Raw genomic sequence first — 16,770 nt, 5'->3', positions numbered from 1 at the left:
CCCCTACCCTTTCACCAGCACCTTGAGCATCGCTTGGATCATTCCCGCATGGTTGTTCTCATGAAGCAGATTGGTCAGGAGAATCTCTTCCACATGGTCAGCCTTGGCAAAGTTTTCTTTAACCGAAGCTTGCAATTTTCCTGCAAAAACTTCGCGTATCCGAACTGGCTGCTGCTTCAATTGCTCAAGGATCGCTTCCCATGTCGGCGGCTCCTCCGTCCAATCGGCAGGCTTCGTGCCACTGCCAAAGAAGGTACGGTACTCCGCAGGAATCTGGACAGCTTCCCCGGAAAATCCAAAGACAAGGCCTTCTGTTATCGTTAGAATATGACCGATTTGCCATAAGATCGAATTGTTAAATCCCGTCGGTACCACATTACGCTGCTCTGCTGGACATTTATCCACCAGCTGCAGCAGGCGGTTACGGTATTTGTCCACCGCGTCAAACATAAAAGCTTCTCTCATCGATTAGGCCTCCCAAATTTTGTGCATATTTTACACATACAGCTCATCATAGCTTTTATTTTTCGGGGGATCAAGCAGGTCTAACGGAATTTTTCTTCATACGCTGAACAGCCCATACAACAGCACCGACTCCAACCATGCAGCCTCCTGCGGTACAAACCCCATTCCATTCTCCGATACTCCAGGCATAGCTGCCAAGCGCCGAGCCTATGGACCCACCAATAAAGGTACTAACCATAAATACTGTATTAATCCGGCTTCTGGCCTCTGGAACCAAAGCATAAATTCTCGCTTGATTGGAAATTTGAGAGCCTTGCACACCCAGATCGAGCAAAATCACACCCACAATCAAACCCCATAGATGAGAGCCCACTGTCCAGAAGGAAAGGTAGGATAATAAGGCCAAACCAATAAAGATACCTACCATCCCCGTCGCACTGAACCGGTCGGTTAAACGGCCTGCGGCTGGAGCAGCAGCAGCTCCCAATACGCCCACCAAGCCAAACAGGCCCGCGATCTCACTGCCGTAATGATAAGGGCTCCCCTCTACATAAAAAGCAAGTGCCGTCCAGAACACACTAAAGCCGCCAAACAATAAAGCCCCTAGTAATGAGGCTTCACGAAGGACAGGCTGTGTCCGGATCAGCTCTGCAATCGACTTCATTAGCTGCTTATAGGTGATAGCAACCTGCGGCTCGGCTTTGGGCAGCACCTTCCATAGCACAATCGCCAGAATTAACATAAGAGCCGCGGCAATCCCGTACATGGAACGCCAGCCCATAAAGCCGCCGATTACACCGGATACCGTTCTTGCCAATAAAATACCGATCAACAGTCCACTCATAACCGTACCGATCACCTTGCCACGCTCTGCAGGAGGAGCCAAATGTGCAGCAAGCGGAATGATAATTTGTGTAGTGACGGCTGTGAAACCGACGGCCAGGCTGGCGATATTAATCCAGAGGATCGTTTGAGAAGTCGCCACTCCGATAAGCGCAATCATCTCGGCGAGCAGGATCATCACAATCAGTCCGCGGCGCTCCTTCATATCTCCGAGCGGCACGAATATAAACATGCCCACTGCGTAACCGATCTGCGTTAACATGGAAACGCTTCCGACTTCCCTCGCCGTTGCATGAAAGGTACGGCCTATGTCAGCAAGCAGCGGTTGATTATAATACAGATTCGCTACAGACAATCCGCAGGCCACAGCCATTAAAAGAATAAGTGCCTTTGTCATTATCGGTTTGCTCGATTGTTCCCGGGTTTCCATTGCTAGTTCACTCATAATCGTTGTGCTCATCCCATTCATCGTTTACTTCGGCTATTAAACCTTTTATTAGTATACTACGATTTCAGGTTCATTACCGCAATATAAACAGGGCGATTGAGTATTATGATGTGCCTAATTCGCTGTAAATGCAAACATCCCTCACCATGGCTGGCAAGGGATGTTTCGTAGCTTCTGTGTGGTTGGTTATTAACGTGATAGCAGATGCTGCAGGTTATATACAGCTTGTGCGGTTTCTGCGCGATTCGCCAGCTGATTGGGCTGGAACTCGTTATTTCCTCTTCCATTCATTAATCCGATGGAGGCCGCAGCCTGCACGGAGCCAAGAGCCCAGTCCGATACGCTGTTAAGATCCGATAAGGAAACGTCAACTGTCGATGGACTTGCAGCACCCGAGCCTTCGTAAGCTCTTACCAGCATTACGGCCATTTCTTCCCGGCTGATCTGATCCAGAGGTGCAAAGCTTTTCTCCGTACGTCCTCCAATCAGCTTCGATTCGTATGCTGCTGTCACTACCTCCGCATACCAATCTGCCGGAGACACATCCTGGAATGGCGCATAGCCTGAAGCCTTCAATCCAAGCGTACGAACCAACAGAGTCGTAAATTCAGCTCTGGTTGTGAAGGCTTGCGGCGCAAAGTTTATATCATTAATGCCATTAACGATATGTTTGGCAGAAAGCACCTGTATGGCATTCGCTGCCCAATGGCTGGACGGAACATCAGAGTAAGACTTGTTGTATTCAAGAACTGTGTACTTGCTGAAATGAGCCAGCTGTACCTTGATCTGCTTGGCAGCAGTATCGATTTGTCCGCCTATATATTCCCATTGCTCCATTTGTTCGTTAAGATGGTACACACCGAGCAGCTGTTCATTAAGATCAGAATCGCCATCATAGGGTAACGAAACCTCGACAGGCTTATCGAACAAAGCTAACTTCTTAACCGTTCCATCCTTGGCAATAATGGATAAATCGAGCTGGAGCACTGGTGCTGCTGCTTTAATGACAGCTTCCTTACTGCCCAGAGCTGGAGCAAGCAGGGCTTCCGTGTCTTTCTCTCCTGCCACACTCAGCTTGAAGGAAATCTGTGCGCCCTGTAACGTTTCCTTACTGAGCAATCCGGTTAGCGACTGGATCACAATTGAAGGAAAACGGATAGTCGCTGCTCCTTTTTGGATTTCCAGCCAGCTTCCGCCGAGTGACAAGGCATCAGCTGGTATTAACAGCTCGCTGGCGCCACCGTTCATGCGGATCGTCAGCTTGCCGTCCCTGATTGCCCCAAGATCACTGGCCTGAACAATTTGCTTGTCACCGCTCTTGTCGGCCTCCTTGTTCATACCGGCATCGACTCCGGCTGCGGCACCACCACCACCACCACTATTGCTCGCGGACTGGTTACCACCGCTTGTTTTAGCCGAAATACTGGCACCGTTCGACATATTGCCAGCGGCATCTCTGGCTTTTACGACGAGGATATACGTTGTATTCGGATGCAACCCGGTTACAGTGTAGCCGAGATTAGCATTTGCTGTCAGAGAAACCAGCTTGTCGTTTCCATTGTAAACGTCATATCCTGTAACGCCGACGTTATCCGTCGCTGCTGTCCAACCCAAAGCTATACTGCTCGGCGTCCTCCCTGTTACGCTAACAATCGGGTCACTAGGAGCCGACGTGTCTGGCGGATCTATCGGAGCCTCATCAAATGTAACACTTATAACAGGCAACACAGCTTTTGTAATTGTATTCCCTGACACAGAAGTCACGTTGGTGTTGTTCACCTGTAAGCTGGTGTTTTGAATTGGGTTCAATACTTTAAAAAACAGCGTAACATAGGGCTTGGTACCACTAGTGCCAGCTCCAGCTTGAGTAGCACCATACGAGAGGTGTCCACCTTGTAAGGCCAAACTTTGAAACCCTGTGAGTATACCGTTGTTCGAATAGATCGTATTGTGGCTGTCCAGCATCTCAGGTGTACCGCTGAAAAGTCCCGATACCGCTTTTTGCAGCTGCAGTATAGCAGGGTCAAAATCGATTTCCGATTGTGCTGCATACACATTGTCGATTCCTTGTGCCCATAAATGAACCTGAATCGTGTCCTTTCCAACACTTGGTACGGTGATTTGCGACGAGGCTCCGGTTGAACGCACAGTCACGTTAGCTATAACCCGGCTCTCTCCGTACACAGCGGTAATAACTGCAGTGCCCTCAGACCTTCCGGTGACTTGGCCAGTGATATCTACCTGGGCCACAGCAGAATTGGATGAGCTAAAGCTGGAAAAACTCGTAACCGGGCTCTCCACTCCATCTGCCGATAACTGCAGTACAGACGTCAAGTGTGTTGCATCCGGTTGCAGCTCATAAACATCCGAATCCAGTCTAATAGAGCTGACCGATACATGGGCTGCTTTAGTTTGACCGCCATAGGTTGCGGTAATAACGGTATGTCCCGCACGAATACCTGCTACATTGCCTATACGATCGACCGAGGCTACGGAAGCATCCGAGCTCGTATAGGTGGCAAGCATCGTAGCGTCATCAGTGGTTTGATTCGAATATACAGCTGTTACTACGGTCTGATGCACCGATCCTGCCTGCAGATCGTAAGCAGCTGAATCCAATTGAAGCTCAGTAAGAATCGGTGTGACAGTGACCGCTACCGAAGCGATTTTCCCGCCATATGTGGCCGAAATGACTGTTGATCCTGCACTTTTTCCAGTCACCAGTCCACTCTGGCTAACTGAAGCAATCGACGGGTTACCGGATGTATAAGCGGTATTCACAGTTACATTACGGGTACCGTTGGAATATACAGCTGTTACCACTGTAGCATGCTCCGAGCCTTGTGCTAGACTATAAGCAGTTGAATCCAATTGCAGGCTATTCAAAACAATACCGTCGGTAACCTGTACGGTTGTAGCCGTTGCCCTGCCTGCATAATGCGCAGTAATGGTGGTTGTACCGATGGATCGTGCCGTAACGACTCCTGCCGCGTCCACTTGAGCCACCGATGGATTGGAAGAGTCATACCAGGAAGCCTTCGTCACATTGCCTTTGGTCGCATCGGGATAGATAGCCGTGACGGATGATGCATGGGTGTGCCCTATAGCCAGCTGGTAATCATCGCCCATCGATATCGAAGCGGGCAGCTGCGCTACTTTTAAATCATCAAAATATATCGTTCCGGTCTGGTCGGTGCCCAAAGCAAACCGCAAGAGCGTAGATTCTCCAGCATTATTACGAAAAGCAAATTGGTCTGCCTTCAATTTTCCATCAATATACATATCGTATTTGTTGGTGCTGGTATCCAAAATAAGTTGAATCCGGTACCAGGTGCCAGGCGTAAACGATTGAAGCTTCGTGTTCGTTGTACTATTATATGCCTTGATAAAACCTGCATCGAACAATACACTCACCAGGTTAGTCCCGCTCGTGCTGCCAAACACGTAGGGAGCTGACTTGCTTCCAGCGATCTCATCGCTTTTCACCCGATAATCAACAACAAATTGACCGGATTGTGCAAGGTTTTTACGATCCGAATTTACCGTACCGGAGGTATTCGTTTTCGTTATTTTGACGCTTTTGTCGCTTGGATTACTCGGGTCTTCCACGACCATTATCGAGCCCGATGCCGCTGAAATGGTCCAGTTTGAGCCGGATAAAGCGCCCGTCGGATAATTATCAAAGCTCTCATCGACAGTAACAGAAGCCGCTGCTGCCACAATTGTGACGAACCCGGACACGCCAAGCAGCAGTAGTCCGACTGCCAGTATGGCAGCAGCTGCCCTGAAACAATTTATTATTTTGTTACCCATAGAAAATCCCCTCCCTTTCCTTTCTAGTTATTGATATAAAGTCCCAGCAGGGACAGATCCGTAAGATCGATAATGCCGTTGCCATCCAGATCATGCTGGTAAGGAAAACTCGCCTTGTCTCCAGCAATCGTCCGTCCCCGCTCCTGCCATAAGGCTGCCAGATCGGAGGCAGTCGCCTTTACTCCATTCAACCTTACGCTTCCAGCCTGCTTATCGACGAACAAATCACTGCTGCCGTTAAGTACGAATTTCATACCACTGTCCTCAATTGTGATGGACTGGAGTACATCGCTGCGCGTTGAATATGTCTGAACTGGTGTCACGGTGAAGCTGTCCGTATCATTATCCGGCGCATATTTGGCCACAAAATAAACCCACTCGCCTGCTTTATAGTTAACAGGCGCTGCCGAGTCCGTCAGCTTGACCATGATCTTATCCGAATTGGCAAACTGAACAGTAACGCCATTATTGTCGGATACCCGGACATTTGTCGGGTCCCATAACGCCTTCGTGTACAGATCATCCATAACCTTGCCATTCGTTGTGGTAAAGCCTGCGTTCAACTGATTGATGTCGGCAGTCGATAACCATGTTGGTTTTGCCGTACCTCCCGCTGGCGCATTGACCGCCTTAAGTTCGGGCCAACCGCTGACTTTGGCCGTACCCATTCGCATCTCAGGAGCTGTCGCTTCTCCGGTATCCTTGGTTAAATCGAGCAGAGGTGTACCGTCACTGCCATAAATTCCATTGATCCGTACCATTCGCAGATCTACACTGGCTGGAACATACGGATAATCAGGCACCGACATATAGGGAAGACCGATCAATTGATTCAATGATTTATAGCTCTGATCCGAGCTGAATTGAACGGCCAGCACATTGTAAAGTGATTTGCCATTCGTAATATAGTACTGCTTGGTGACGTTCGATTTGGCTGTAGTCACCCCTGTATCCTTGCGTACAAAGTAACCGGGTGTCGACATGTTCGCTGTAGTGGATTTGACATCGTCATATTGCCACTTGTCATTCCCATCCTTGAAATACATGCCCATGATCCGATCAATCTTTGGACCTTTAGACGTCGTGGTACCGGAATCAACCAAATTCTCGATAAAATCAGTACCGGATACGGAAATATGAAGTGGCTGCCTGTTTTCATTTTTGTAATATGCGGAAACCTTTCCTTTACGAAAGGTGTAGTCCTCCAGCTTCTGCTGCTCGCTCGGCACCCACGGATACTGCTGGATCGTACGATGCAGAGCTACAGGTCCGTGAACCGCAATATGCCCCAGATTTGCTGTTTCCCCATAAGAAGGAGTTACCGCACTTGGCCCTTTGATCAGAAATCGCCCCAAATCGGAATTCAAAGCTTGTGCCCAATAAGAGAGGCCCGAAAAATTTCCCATATTAAAGCTGGAGCCGCCGCCTTCATTATGACGTGAGCCTGCAAAAATCCAGCCATCCGCCGCAAGCCTTGAGTTAAAATATTCGGCCATCTCCATACCATCGGCATGAATGACCGCTTTCAGATCCTTAAAAGATGCATCCTGATCAGGCAGCTCCCCTATAATCTCGGCAAGATCACTTAGAGAAACCCCCGCGTAGCTGACGTCGAAGCCTTTGACCTCGTAAAAAATAGATTTTCCATCCACTACCTCCCTGGCTTCATCGCGAAATGCCTTATCAGGCAGATTCGTCCCGGGAATACCTTTGGTATAGTAGTCATAAATTTCAGCTTTTAAAGCGGCATCGTCATAGAGCACAGCAACCTCAATTCCGCCCAGCAAAGCAACCAAAGCCTGATTTTGAGATTTTTGCGTACTGAATTGGACGACCCTCGTCAGCCACTTCCACATAGAGTAAGCCTGTGTCTTTCCTTCTGCAAGCTGAGCTGATGTGAACAGTTCCTGTCCATACTTCAGCGCGCTTGCCAGATTGTGCAGACCAAACGCCGTTGTCGGGTAATCCGCACCCGTTGTGCTGCCGCTTACATAGTAAGGCACATAAGCGGCACCGCTGTTCGCCGCACCAGGTAGCAGCTTGTCGGCATTAGCAGGATTATCGATGGTTTGCACACGGTTATGCATATAAAAGTCGAGCGTTTTCCTCGCCTGCTTCGCCAGCAGAGCATCAGTTTTCCCTGTTATTTCCCATATGTAGGCGAACAGTCCAGCCGCACCAAACCCAGCCTCCGTGCTGCTGCTCTGTTGATCGATCCCGATAAACGAAGCATTATCAAAAATAACCGTACCGACCGCATGGTCCAGCAGCAGCTCAAAGCTCATCGTATATACAGGGTATTCCGTATCAAAAACACCGCTGATTTCACCCCATTTGCCGTCAGTAGAACCACCGTAAAAAGTTCGATTGCCGATGACTTTGCCGGATTTATCCTTGTAGCTGATTTTGGCAGCGACTCCCTTGCCATCCGCTGCCGTAAAGCCTGGCAATGTCTTGTACTTGACCGAAAAAATTCGGTAATCGCCACCAAACTGCCGTGTACCATTAGAGGAAGCCGTTGCATTCATGCTGAGCGAAGCCACCGTATCTGCTGAGGTGGAAACAATCTGTCCACCTTTTCCAGACACGCCATTAGCTAACGTCTGATTGATCGCCGCTTCGGGTTCACTTGCATTCAATTGCTTGTTTGCCGTCCATGCAGGTGTCGCGTCAAAATTCGCATTTGGAATCGCTGCCGCTCCTTTATTGCCAACCTGCACTCCTGCAGACCCTGCAGCCGTCGAAATCGAGCTGTCGATCCGCATGAGACGGATCCCGTCCAAATAAGCGGTACCTATTGCCCCATCCATTCCGGCTTCAATCACGATTTGGGTAGGCTGATTCGAAGGAACCGTAACAAGACCGCGCAGCTCCTTCCAGTCCTGCGTTCCTTGATTTACGGCAACCATAGTCGAATTACCGAGATCGGCTCCGCCAGCATCCTTGAAGGATACTTTTACATAGACGCCTTTACCCGAACCACTTAACTGCTCGGTCTTGACGTAAGTGCTCAGCAGCAGCAGACTGTCCTGCTTAACGACTGCGGCTGCAGGCGTCACATAATCCACAAGCACATCCAGCGGATTGGAGATCGTCTGTTTAAGTGAACCATTGCTTTCCGATAGCGCTTCCAATTTAACCATACGGGTGCCTTCATAGGAAGTTTCCAGATCATGTATCCAGGTTAAATTTGATGTGCCTGTATAGCTCCAACCATCAGGCGTACTGGATGTGCCCTGCTCAAAGCCCATATTGGTTGTTATGTTGCCAGTAACCAGATTACCGGCGCTGATTGTCACCTTTTGCGGAAAATTATCGATTCTGCCGTCAGGCTGCTGGTTGTTTAACAGATTCGTTTTGAAAAACTGCAGCTGTTTTTCCGCGGTGGCGACGTCGGGATACACCCGGTCTACTCGATCTAAAAACAAATTTGCGTCCGGTGTTATTGCTGATGATTCTGCCATTATTGGACTTGTCATAGTGGATACGGACACTAGCATGGCCAGCGCGGTTGCCATAATTTTTGTTTTCATTGGTTTTGGTTTCCTCCTATATTTTTGACCCTCCCAAACCCTCCCTATAGGGAGGGCCCCAAAGGGCGCTGCCCTCTGGACTCCCTTGGCACGTGTGCAAGGCTTTTTGTGTTCTCGGGGCGCTTTCCGTCCCTACGGGACACGCTTGGTCTCGTGCTGCATGGTGGGTGGCAGGGTCTTAGTGTTCTCGGGACGCTTGTCGTCCCTGCGGGACACGCTTGGTATTGTGCTGCGCTGTACGGTGGGGCAGGGATTGGTATACAGTGAATGGGGTGCGTTGGATTCGTTCCTGCGGAACATCATGACTTTACCTTGTTGTATGGACAACTTTAAACATAAAACTTGAATAAACATATAATCATGAGCTAGAGCTTATTGCGCTTCAGTAAAGCGCTGATGAGTAGAAGCGCTAAAGCTTGGCCGTATGGGGTTGGGGTTATTTTCACCTCGTTATAGGCCTCGATCGTTGGCATAACGGGGGTACCGCCGGAAACACCATGAACGGCGCCGTATACGTCTACGTGAATCATGACAGCTTCGGCTGCTTTGCGTACCGACTCTTGAAGCTGCGAACGCAGGATATCATCGGTGATGAGACCTGTACGCAGGGCTACCTCGAAGCCATAGGCGATGCCGGCTGTGGCTGAGGTTTCCAGATAAAAGTCTGGTCGATCCATGACGGTATGCCACATGCCATTAGCGGTCTGAAGCTTAAGTAAACCTTGTACCAAGGCGGTGTAGCGTTCCCCGATTCCCACCGGAATCGGGGTCAGATGCTGGATCTCGGCGACAATTTCCGGCACACCGAACGTCACCCATGCATTAGCACGTTGCAGCTGACATGTGATTGCGATTATAGCCATCGAAGCCATGGAACAATACGCCTGTCGCTTCGTCCTGAAGCATCTGCAGATGAATGACTACCTGCTTGACGGCTTCGCGTGCCATCGCTTCATCTTCGGTGAGCGACGCCAGACGCGCCAAAAATAAAGCGCCAACAACGAGCGTATCCGCCCATAGCTGCTCCGGGAAATCGACACCCTCGGTTACCGTGTGCTCAAAGCCGCCTTCCTTGGTGCGCGGCGCTTCGTTCATCAGCCATTCGCCGTGCTCACGTATGAGCGGCATCCACTCTGCTGCCGCTTTCGGCTGCTTGCGCAGCAGCTCGGTTAGTGCTGCGAACGGTGCCGTCGAATTAATAACACGCTGTTGTACCGCCTTATGTCGATTGTCCCTCATCCAACATCTACCTCATCCGAGCCTGTCGCTTCACCGTAGGCAACGGCAGCAATGAGACCGACGCCTGGCTTCCAGTCCCAATTGCCCATATTGCGCTGCCAATCGTTCTCCGGGGCCGTTACCATGTACGCATAAACCTGCTGCGCTTTGTCCAACAGCTTCTGGGTATCCATCCTTGTTTTCCTCTCCTCTCATCATTTAGGGCAAGCTCTTATATTCGCGGTCCATCATCAAATGTTCATCCATTAACCCTTTACCGAGCCGATCATCGCACCTTTGGCAAAATATTTTTGTAAGAAAGGGTAAATCAGCAAAATCGGAACCGTTGCAATAATAATCATCGCCATTTTTACGGTAACGCCGATTTTCGGAACCTCCCCGGCCATTGCCGCATCAACGGCATCGCTCGTCATTTGCATCAATATTTGCCGTAACAACACCTGCATCGTCATTTTGCTAATATCACTGTTGTACATAACCGCTTGAAAAAACATATTCCACTTGGATACCGCATAAAACAGCGTCAACGTAGCGATAACTGGCAGCGAGATTGGAATGACAATACGCAGCAATACGCCGATATCATTACAACCGTCGATTTTGGCCGATTCCTCCAGCTCCGTTGGCAAAGATCGGAAAAAGCTGACCATAATCATCAAATTGAACACGCTCAGCGCACTTGGAATGATCAACGACCACAAGGAGTTCAACATCCCAAGCTCCTTGACCAGCAAATAGGACGGAATGATTCCCCCATTGAACAGCATCGTAAAAAAAGCAATAAACAGCATGACGCCCGTACCCTTGATCGTTCTTTTGGAGAGTGGATACGCAAGCGTCGTGGTGAGCAGCATGCTTACTGCCGTGCCGACTATGGTAATGAAGACCGTATTTTGAAAGGTTTGAATGAATTGACGATTTTGAAATACGGCGTTATAGGCTACTGTCGTCCACTGCTTGGGCCAAAATAACAGCTGTCCCTCGTAAACCAGATACGGTGTGGAGAATGACATTACCAGCACGTTCCAGAACGGAAACACCATCATCAGAGCCATCAAGCCGAGCAGCGCATAGTTCACTAGCTCAAACCCTATTTTTGTTTGTGATTTCATGTGCAATCTCCTTAAAACAAATAATTGTCGCTCGTTTTTTTAGCCAAATAATTCGATCCGAGTATGAGCACCAGACCCACAACCGATTTGAACAGTCCGACAGCGGCAGCAAAGCTGAAGTTACCCTGAAGCACACCCGCCTTGAACACGTACGTATCGAATACTTCGGCCACACTGTTGACCATCGGGTTACCCATAATGTACAGCTGGTCGAATGACAGGCTCATAATATGTCCAATCCGCAGCAGCAGCAGCACAACTACCGTACTCATCAGTGCCGGAATGGTGATCGATCTCATCTGCTGCCAGCGGTTTGCACCATCTACACGCGCTGCTTCGTACAGCTCAGGATTAATTCCGGCCAGTGCGGCGAGAAATATGATCGTACCCCAGCCCGCTTCCTTCCAGATGCTTTGCAGCGTAATCATTCCCCAGAACAGCTTGGTGTCCAGCAGCAGCTGTACCTTCGGAAATCCGAGGAAATGAACCAGTTGGGTAACGAGTCCCTCCGAGTTCATCAGTGTTATCGTCAGCGAGCAAATTACGACCCAGGATACAAAATGCGGTAAATACACAATCGTTTGCACCGTCCGTTGAAACCAATGGGAACGCACCTCATTCAGCAGTAAAGCAAGCACGATCGGCGTAGGGAAAAACAGCACCAGATTGAGCAGGCTGATCACGAGTGTATTGCGAAGCACCAGCCAAAAATCCGGATGCTTAAACAATCTCGCAAAATGTGCAAACCCTACCCAATCACTATGCAGGATACCTCCGAAAGGGTTGTAGTCCTGAAAAGCCAATACAATCCCGTACATCGGGACGTAATCAAATAGTAAAATAAAGGCCATACCAGGCAGTGCCAGCAAATACATATAGCGATCCGACCATAATTTCTTTTTTAGCTTGCTGCCGGAACGGACTGCTGCTTGGGGTCGCCTGCTGGTTGGAACCGATTCCGTTCTCATTGACATCATAATCACTCCCTGTAGAAAGCTCGGGTACGTCCCGATGATCCAGAACGTACCCGCTTGTCATCTTGCTATGCATTCCATTTCTCATTATTATTACTGTGACTATGACTGTGACATTACGATTACAGCAGCCAGATTCTACGGTCTGAGCTATTTTCCGTCGGTCGCAGCAATTTCCTCAATCCACTTCGCACCCTCGAAACGGTCATACCACTGCTTCACGATACCATCCCATTCCGACACGTTGATGTTGCCCATAATGACTTTGACAATGCTTGTGTTGATAAAAGCCTCTGCTTCCGCATTGTACTTCGCGCCTGTTGGTGAGAATGCAAAATCGAGCGGTTTTGGAATTTTCAAAAATTTCTCCAGCATTTTATTGCCATCGGCGACAATTTTTTGTGCTTCCTCGGAGTTTTTCTTGCTGACGAATACTTCCTCTGTCGGCTGCAGCGGCAGCGTAGCAATGAATGTACCCGGCATATCGCGGGAGATCAAGTCGCTTTTCACTTCAGTTTTGCCGTCTTTCTTCACAGAGTGGATGCCTTCCACCCCATATAAACTAAAGTTCTGTCCCTCAGGGCTGGCTCCAAAGTCAAACCATTCCATCAGCTTTTGCATTTTGGCCGGGTCTTGACCTGCCTTTTTGGATACAAACATACCGCCATAATTTACACGTCCTGTAGCTCCTTGCAAACCTGTAGTACCTTTGACAGGTTCAAACGGCAGCAGCTTTGCAGTAGGGTTCGCTTTTTTGAAATTATCCTCAAAATCATTAACACGGGACATATAATGGAAGAAAATACCCGCCTGTCCTTTGCCGACTACCTTCGATTCAGCTGTTCGGCCATCGGTTACCGCGAAGTCGGGGTCAATCAGACCGTCCTTGAACGCTTTGTTCATCCATGTTAAATACTCCTTAAAAGCCGGTGTCGCAAAGTTCGGCACGTATTTACCATCCGGCTGCTTTACCCATTTATCCTGAATGCCAAAGGGCTTCTGCAAGCCGCCTATTCCGACAAAAGCATTGTTCGCATAGCCAAGCTGTATGCCATAGGTATCTTTTTTACCATTTTTATCAGGGTCATTTAAGGTAAAGGCTTTAGCAACATTGTAGAGATCATCCAGAGTTTTGGGAGTCTGCAAGCCCAGATTATCGAGCCAGTCCTGGCGAATCAACGGCGCGTCGCCTGAGGCTACAGGGTTGCGGACGTTGGTCACGGCCCAGATCTTATTTTGATACCTTGTGATATCCAGATCCTTTTGCTTTTTCAGGTTCGGGTACTTATCAATGTAATCATCTAGCGGTACGATTTCACCGGCTTTGATCATACCAACAATAAAATCATCCATCGTCCGCCAAGCGAACGCATCGGGAATATCACCGGAGGCGATTTGTACACGGATTTTTTCCTTGTAAATCTCGTAAGCATTGACATTAAATTCGAATTGGATGCCCAATTTGTCCTGCAAATACTTCATCGCTTCATTGCTGTCGGCAGAAGTGCTTGGAATTGCATTACCGACGTCATACGCAAGCTTCAGCTTCACAGGACCGCTTGGCGCTTTAGCCGGTGTCGACGTATTACCATTAGCAGCTGGAACGGGTGGATTGCTGCCGCAGGCTGCCGTTACCCCTACTAATGCAGTCACAAGCATGGTGCTTACCGTACGTTTCAAAAAACGATTATTCGTGTTAATCCCTTTAGTCATCGTTGTTATTCCCCTTTTCGTTAACTATTCGATTGGCTGTGGATCTGGTGCTGCTTCGTTAACAATGTACAGCTGTGTGTATTGCTCAAGCAATGATCATTACGATCAAATCAATCGAATTTGAGCAAATGACCATTAAAAGCTATTGATATCGGTGTTTTCTTGCCAATTGTTGGCGGGTATCTTTATGCCTAAATCCGCTTTTTACGCGAAATGACACTTTCCATGCTATAATTTTACGGTTATATTTTTAATAGAAAGGGGAGAACCCTATGCAGCTGCAACGCTCCAAGAAGGTACAAACGCTGATCATCATGCTGCTGTTGGCCTCCCTCTGCATCACGGCAATGGGTTACACTGTGTACGTTGTTGCCACTAACACGTTAACACAAGAGGTGCAGAGTGCCTACCACGTATCTTTGCAGCGCACACAAGATCGGGTCGAAAGCTATTTCCGACAGATCGATCAATCCGTCCTTCAATTTGAAAAGCTTCCTGCTCTTCAATCGCTCATCACACCTGGGAAGGAAGAAAACAATCTTGAAATATTGACCCTTCTCGAAACGATGCTCCGCATCCAAACGTCGATTGACGACGTCGATAATATTGCGCTTTACCGTCTCAGCAACAAACGGCTGTACAGCACCAATCATCAGGTCAGCGACTTTCAAAATGATTACGAAGCCGTAATCGGCAAGTTTGAAGCGATGAACAAGGACACCGCCTTTTTCAATACAATCGTCAAGAAGGCACCTACTGCTGTCTATATCCGTAAGCTGCCGATTTTTCAAGCATCGAAGCCGCTTTATATGATCCTTCATCTGAATCAGCAGTTTTTCGATCACATATTGGGGTCAACGGACGAAGTGAAAGGCAATTATTTTATACTCGATGAATCGGGGCAAATGCTGCAAAATCGCGGTACGCTTGACAGTACAAGTCTAATGTTGAATGTGGTACCGGAGATTACACAAGGGCAAGCCAGCTCCAGAGAGCTGTTCGTCGCTCACCTGCCTCCCTCTTATAAAGGTTGGGTCTTTGGCTTTGCGATCCCCAATGATGAGCTGTTCACCAAGATCAACCGGATTCGCAATGTCGTGTTTATTTTGGCGGGTATTTTACTAGCCATGGCGGCCCTTGTAACGATTCTTTCCACTAATCGGCTGTGGCGGGGCTGGAGTGATATTGTGACCTTGCTGGATGATGCCACAGTTCAATCGGACAAAGAAGCAGGAGCAAGCAAGCGTGCACCTCGGGATGATGAATTCCGATCGATTTACGATAAAATGCAGCATATTAAAGAGACACGGGATGAGCTCAAGGAACAGGTTAAGGTGCTGACACCCGAAATTCGTGAAGCCTTTGTTCGTAACATGCTGCATAAAGGACTTCGTTCCCAAGAGGATCTGGACAAATGTGAAAGGTATCAAATTCCACTGCTGGCGGGTGGCTACGGCTGCTTGTGCGTTGAGATCGATCAGTATAAAAGTATGACCGGCCTCTATTCAGAGGTGGATCTGTATTATTTTGGCTATGGGTTGTCCATGGTGATCCAAGAAGTTATTGACGGGAAGGGCAAAGGGGTCGTCAGCAGCAGTGGCGAGGGCAGATTTCTGGCTCTGATTTCCTTGCCTGACGATGGTCTCGGACAGAGAACGGTGAAAGCTTCTATGCAGGAAGCCGCAAGTACGATCCGCGATTTTATCGAGCAATACTTTCCGTTCACGGTTTCTATCGGAATCAGTCTGGTGCGCAAGGATTACGCTTATTTGAGCTTGTCGTCGCAGGAAGCAGAAGATGCGCTCAAGCATAAGCTTGTAACCGGCACGAACGAGGTCATTCCCATTGATGAGTTTCAACAAAAGGATAACGAGAGTCAAACCACCGCACTGCCTGTCTCCTTCCGCGAGCTGGAAAATGACGTCATCTATGCCATTCGTTCACTCGATCCGACGCTGGCTTATCGTTATACGGATCAGTTGAGTACGCTCCAAGGCCTGCGAACCCTTAACTACCAATGGCTGCAAAGTCAGCTGACAGAAATGGTGTTCTCCATTTACAGAACGATAGGCAGCTCACTGCGCAAGCCCCCTGCCGAGCCGTTAATGGCTGAGCTGATGCAGCTCTCTACGCTTGAGGAATGGATCGGCTGGCTCAAGACGAACGTGATCGACCTGCTCTGCGCCGATCTGCAGCAGGAGCATATGGAGCATATGCATAAGGTGGCGAGCCAGCTCTCCATCTACATTCACGAGCATAATGAAGCCGATCTGCGACTGGAAGGCTGCTGCAAGGCACTGAATGTGCCCACCTCAATCGGCAAGCAAGCGTTGAAGGAGGTTCACGATACAACATTCTCGGATTACCTGCTGCACAGTCGCATAGTCAAAGCACAGAATTGGCTGCTTCACAGCGATATGAGCGTGGACGAGATGGCTTCGCGGCTGCAGTACAGCAATGCGCAAAATTTTTCGCGTACATTTAAGAAAACCGTCGGCGTCCCTCCGGGGCAATATCGTAAGGAGATACGGGAGCAGTCGAACGAAATTTAGAATCCTGGTGATGAATGAAGGATCCATAATGAACACAAATAAAAGCAGCCCGTTCCTCAATGGAATACGAGCTGCTTT

12 protein-coding genes are annotated in these 16,770 nt (G+C 48.8%); 1 reads left to right on the top strand and 11 read right to left on the bottom strand.

The features are described from left to right. Positions 1 to 3 precede the first annotated feature (3 nt). The 11 genes from NST47_RS04710 to NST47_RS04660 all read right to left on the bottom strand — a co-directional run bounded on the left by NST47_RS04710 (position 4) and on the right by NST47_RS04660 (position 14,140). Positions 4 to 465: a DinB family protein gene (locus NST47_RS04710; RefSeq protein ID WP_341154100.1), complete on the bottom strand. Its 462-nt coding sequence runs from the start codon at positions 463 to 465 to the stop codon at positions 4 to 6. Positions 466 to 535: 70 nt separating this feature from the next. After that, complete coding sequence (locus NST47_RS04705) at positions 536 to 1,753, bottom strand: MFS transporter (RefSeq protein WP_341154099.1); 1,218 nt, start codon at positions 1,751 to 1,753, stop codon at positions 536 to 538. Positions 1,754 to 1,945: 192 nt separating this feature from the next. Then, entirely contained in the window at positions 1,946 to 5,569 is a 3,624-nt protein-coding gene (locus NST47_RS04700) for an S-layer homology domain-containing protein (protein WP_341154098.1), read from the bottom strand. 23 nt (positions 5,570 to 5,592) lie between these two features. Beyond that, the gene (locus tag NST47_RS04695) at positions 5,593 to 9,102 is read right to left on the bottom strand and encodes a hypothetical protein (RefSeq protein ID WP_341154097.1); all 3,510 of its coding nucleotides are present in this window, start codon (positions 9,100 to 9,102) and stop codon (positions 5,593 to 5,595) included. Between the two features lie 365 nt (positions 9,103 to 9,467). Then, positions 9,468 to 9,965, bottom strand: a complete 498-nt coding sequence (locus NST47_RS04690) for a glycoside hydrolase family 88 protein (protein ID WP_341154096.1) — start codon at positions 9,963 to 9,965, stop codon at positions 9,468 to 9,470. After that, positions 9,925 to 10,341 (bottom strand): glycoside hydrolase family 88 protein, encoded by a 417-nt coding sequence (locus tag NST47_RS04685; protein WP_341154095.1) that lies wholly within the window; start codon positions 10,339 to 10,341, stop codon positions 9,925 to 9,927. Before NST47_RS04685 ends, NST47_RS04690 begins: the two co-directional genes overlap by 41 nt. Continuing rightward, the gene (locus tag NST47_RS04680) at positions 10,338 to 10,514 is read right to left on the bottom strand and encodes a hypothetical protein (RefSeq protein WP_341154094.1); all 177 of its coding nucleotides are present in this window, start codon (positions 10,512 to 10,514) and stop codon (positions 10,338 to 10,340) included. Before NST47_RS04680 ends, NST47_RS04685 begins: the two co-directional genes overlap by 4 nt. A 72-nt stretch (positions 10,515 to 10,586) precedes the next feature. After that, the gene (locus tag NST47_RS04675; protein WP_341154093.1) at positions 10,587 to 11,453 is read right to left on the bottom strand and encodes a carbohydrate ABC transporter permease; all 867 of its coding nucleotides are present in this window, start codon (positions 11,451 to 11,453) and stop codon (positions 10,587 to 10,589) included. Between the two features lie 11 nt (positions 11,454 to 11,464). Next, a complete protein-coding gene (locus tag NST47_RS04670; protein WP_341154092.1) occupies positions 11,465 to 12,328 on the bottom strand; it encodes an ABC transporter permease in 864 nt (287 codons plus the stop codon). After that, on the bottom strand, positions 12,282 to 12,491 hold the full coding sequence (locus NST47_RS04665) for a hypothetical protein (RefSeq protein ID WP_341154091.1): 210 nt from the start codon (positions 12,489 to 12,491) through the stop codon (positions 12,282 to 12,284). The genes NST47_RS04670 and NST47_RS04665 overlap by 47 nt, the downstream gene beginning before the upstream one ends. Before the next feature lie 86 nt (positions 12,492 to 12,577). After that, complete coding sequence (locus tag NST47_RS04660) at positions 12,578 to 14,140, bottom strand: extracellular solute-binding protein (RefSeq protein ID WP_341154090.1); 1,563 nt, start codon at positions 14,138 to 14,140, stop codon at positions 12,578 to 12,580. Positions 14,141 to 14,412: 272 nt separating this feature from the next. On the opposite strand from NST47_RS04660, the gene NST47_RS04655 reads away from it, so the two are divergent. Beyond that, the gene (locus NST47_RS04655; RefSeq protein ID WP_341154089.1) at positions 14,413 to 16,692 is read left to right on the top strand and encodes a helix-turn-helix domain-containing protein; all 2,280 of its coding nucleotides are present in this window, start codon (positions 14,413 to 14,415) and stop codon (positions 16,690 to 16,692) included. Positions 16,693 to 16,770 lie beyond the last annotated feature (78 nt).

This window comes from Paenibacillus sp. FSL H8-0034, assembly GCF_038000305.1.
Classification (GTDB): Bacteria; Bacillota; Bacilli; order Paenibacillales; family NBRC-103111; genus Paenibacillus_S.
This window is presented reverse-complemented; position numbering and strand designations above follow the sequence as displayed.

Excerpts from the sequence above, each read along its gene's own strand:
- NST47_RS04710 (WP_341154100.1), bottom strand. The coding sequence starts at position 465 with ATGAGAGAAGCTTTTATGTTTGACGCGGTGGACAAATACCGTAACCGC.
- NST47_RS04705 (WP_341154099.1), bottom strand. The coding sequence starts at position 1,753 with ATGAGTGAACTAGCAATGGAAACCCGGGAACAATCGAGCAAACCGATA.
- NST47_RS04700 (WP_341154098.1), bottom strand. The coding sequence starts at position 5,569 with ATGGGTAACAAAATAATAAATTGTTTCAGGGCAGCTGCTGCCATACTG.
- NST47_RS04695 (WP_341154097.1), bottom strand. The coding sequence starts at position 9,102 with ATGAAAACAAAAATTATGGCAACCGCGCTGGCCATGCTAGTGTCCGTA.
- NST47_RS04690 (WP_341154096.1), bottom strand. The coding sequence starts at position 9,965 with ATGGCTATAATCGCAATCACATGTCAGCTGCAACGTGCTAATGCATGG.
- NST47_RS04685 (WP_341154095.1), bottom strand. The coding sequence starts at position 10,341 with ATGAGGGACAATCGACATAAGGCGGTACAACAGCGTGTTATTAATTCG.
- NST47_RS04680 (WP_341154094.1), bottom strand. The coding sequence starts at position 10,514 with ATGGATACCCAGAAGCTGTTGGACAAAGCGCAGCAGGTTTATGCGTAC.
- NST47_RS04675 (WP_341154093.1), bottom strand. The coding sequence starts at position 11,453 with ATGAAATCACAAACAAAAATAGGGTTTGAGCTAGTGAACTATGCGCTG.
- NST47_RS04670 (WP_341154092.1), bottom strand. The coding sequence starts at position 12,328 with ATGTATTTGCTGGCACTGCCTGGTATGGCCTTTATTTTACTATTTGAT.
- NST47_RS04665 (WP_341154091.1), bottom strand. The coding sequence starts at position 12,491 with ATGACAAGCGGGTACGTTCTGGATCATCGGGACGTACCCGAGCTTTCT.
- NST47_RS04660 (WP_341154090.1), bottom strand. The coding sequence starts at position 14,140 with ATGACTAAAGGGATTAACACGAATAATCGTTTTTTGAAACGTACGGTA.
- NST47_RS04655 (WP_341154089.1), top strand. The coding sequence starts at position 14,413 with ATGCAGCTGCAACGCTCCAAGAAGGTACAAACGCTGATCATCATGCTG.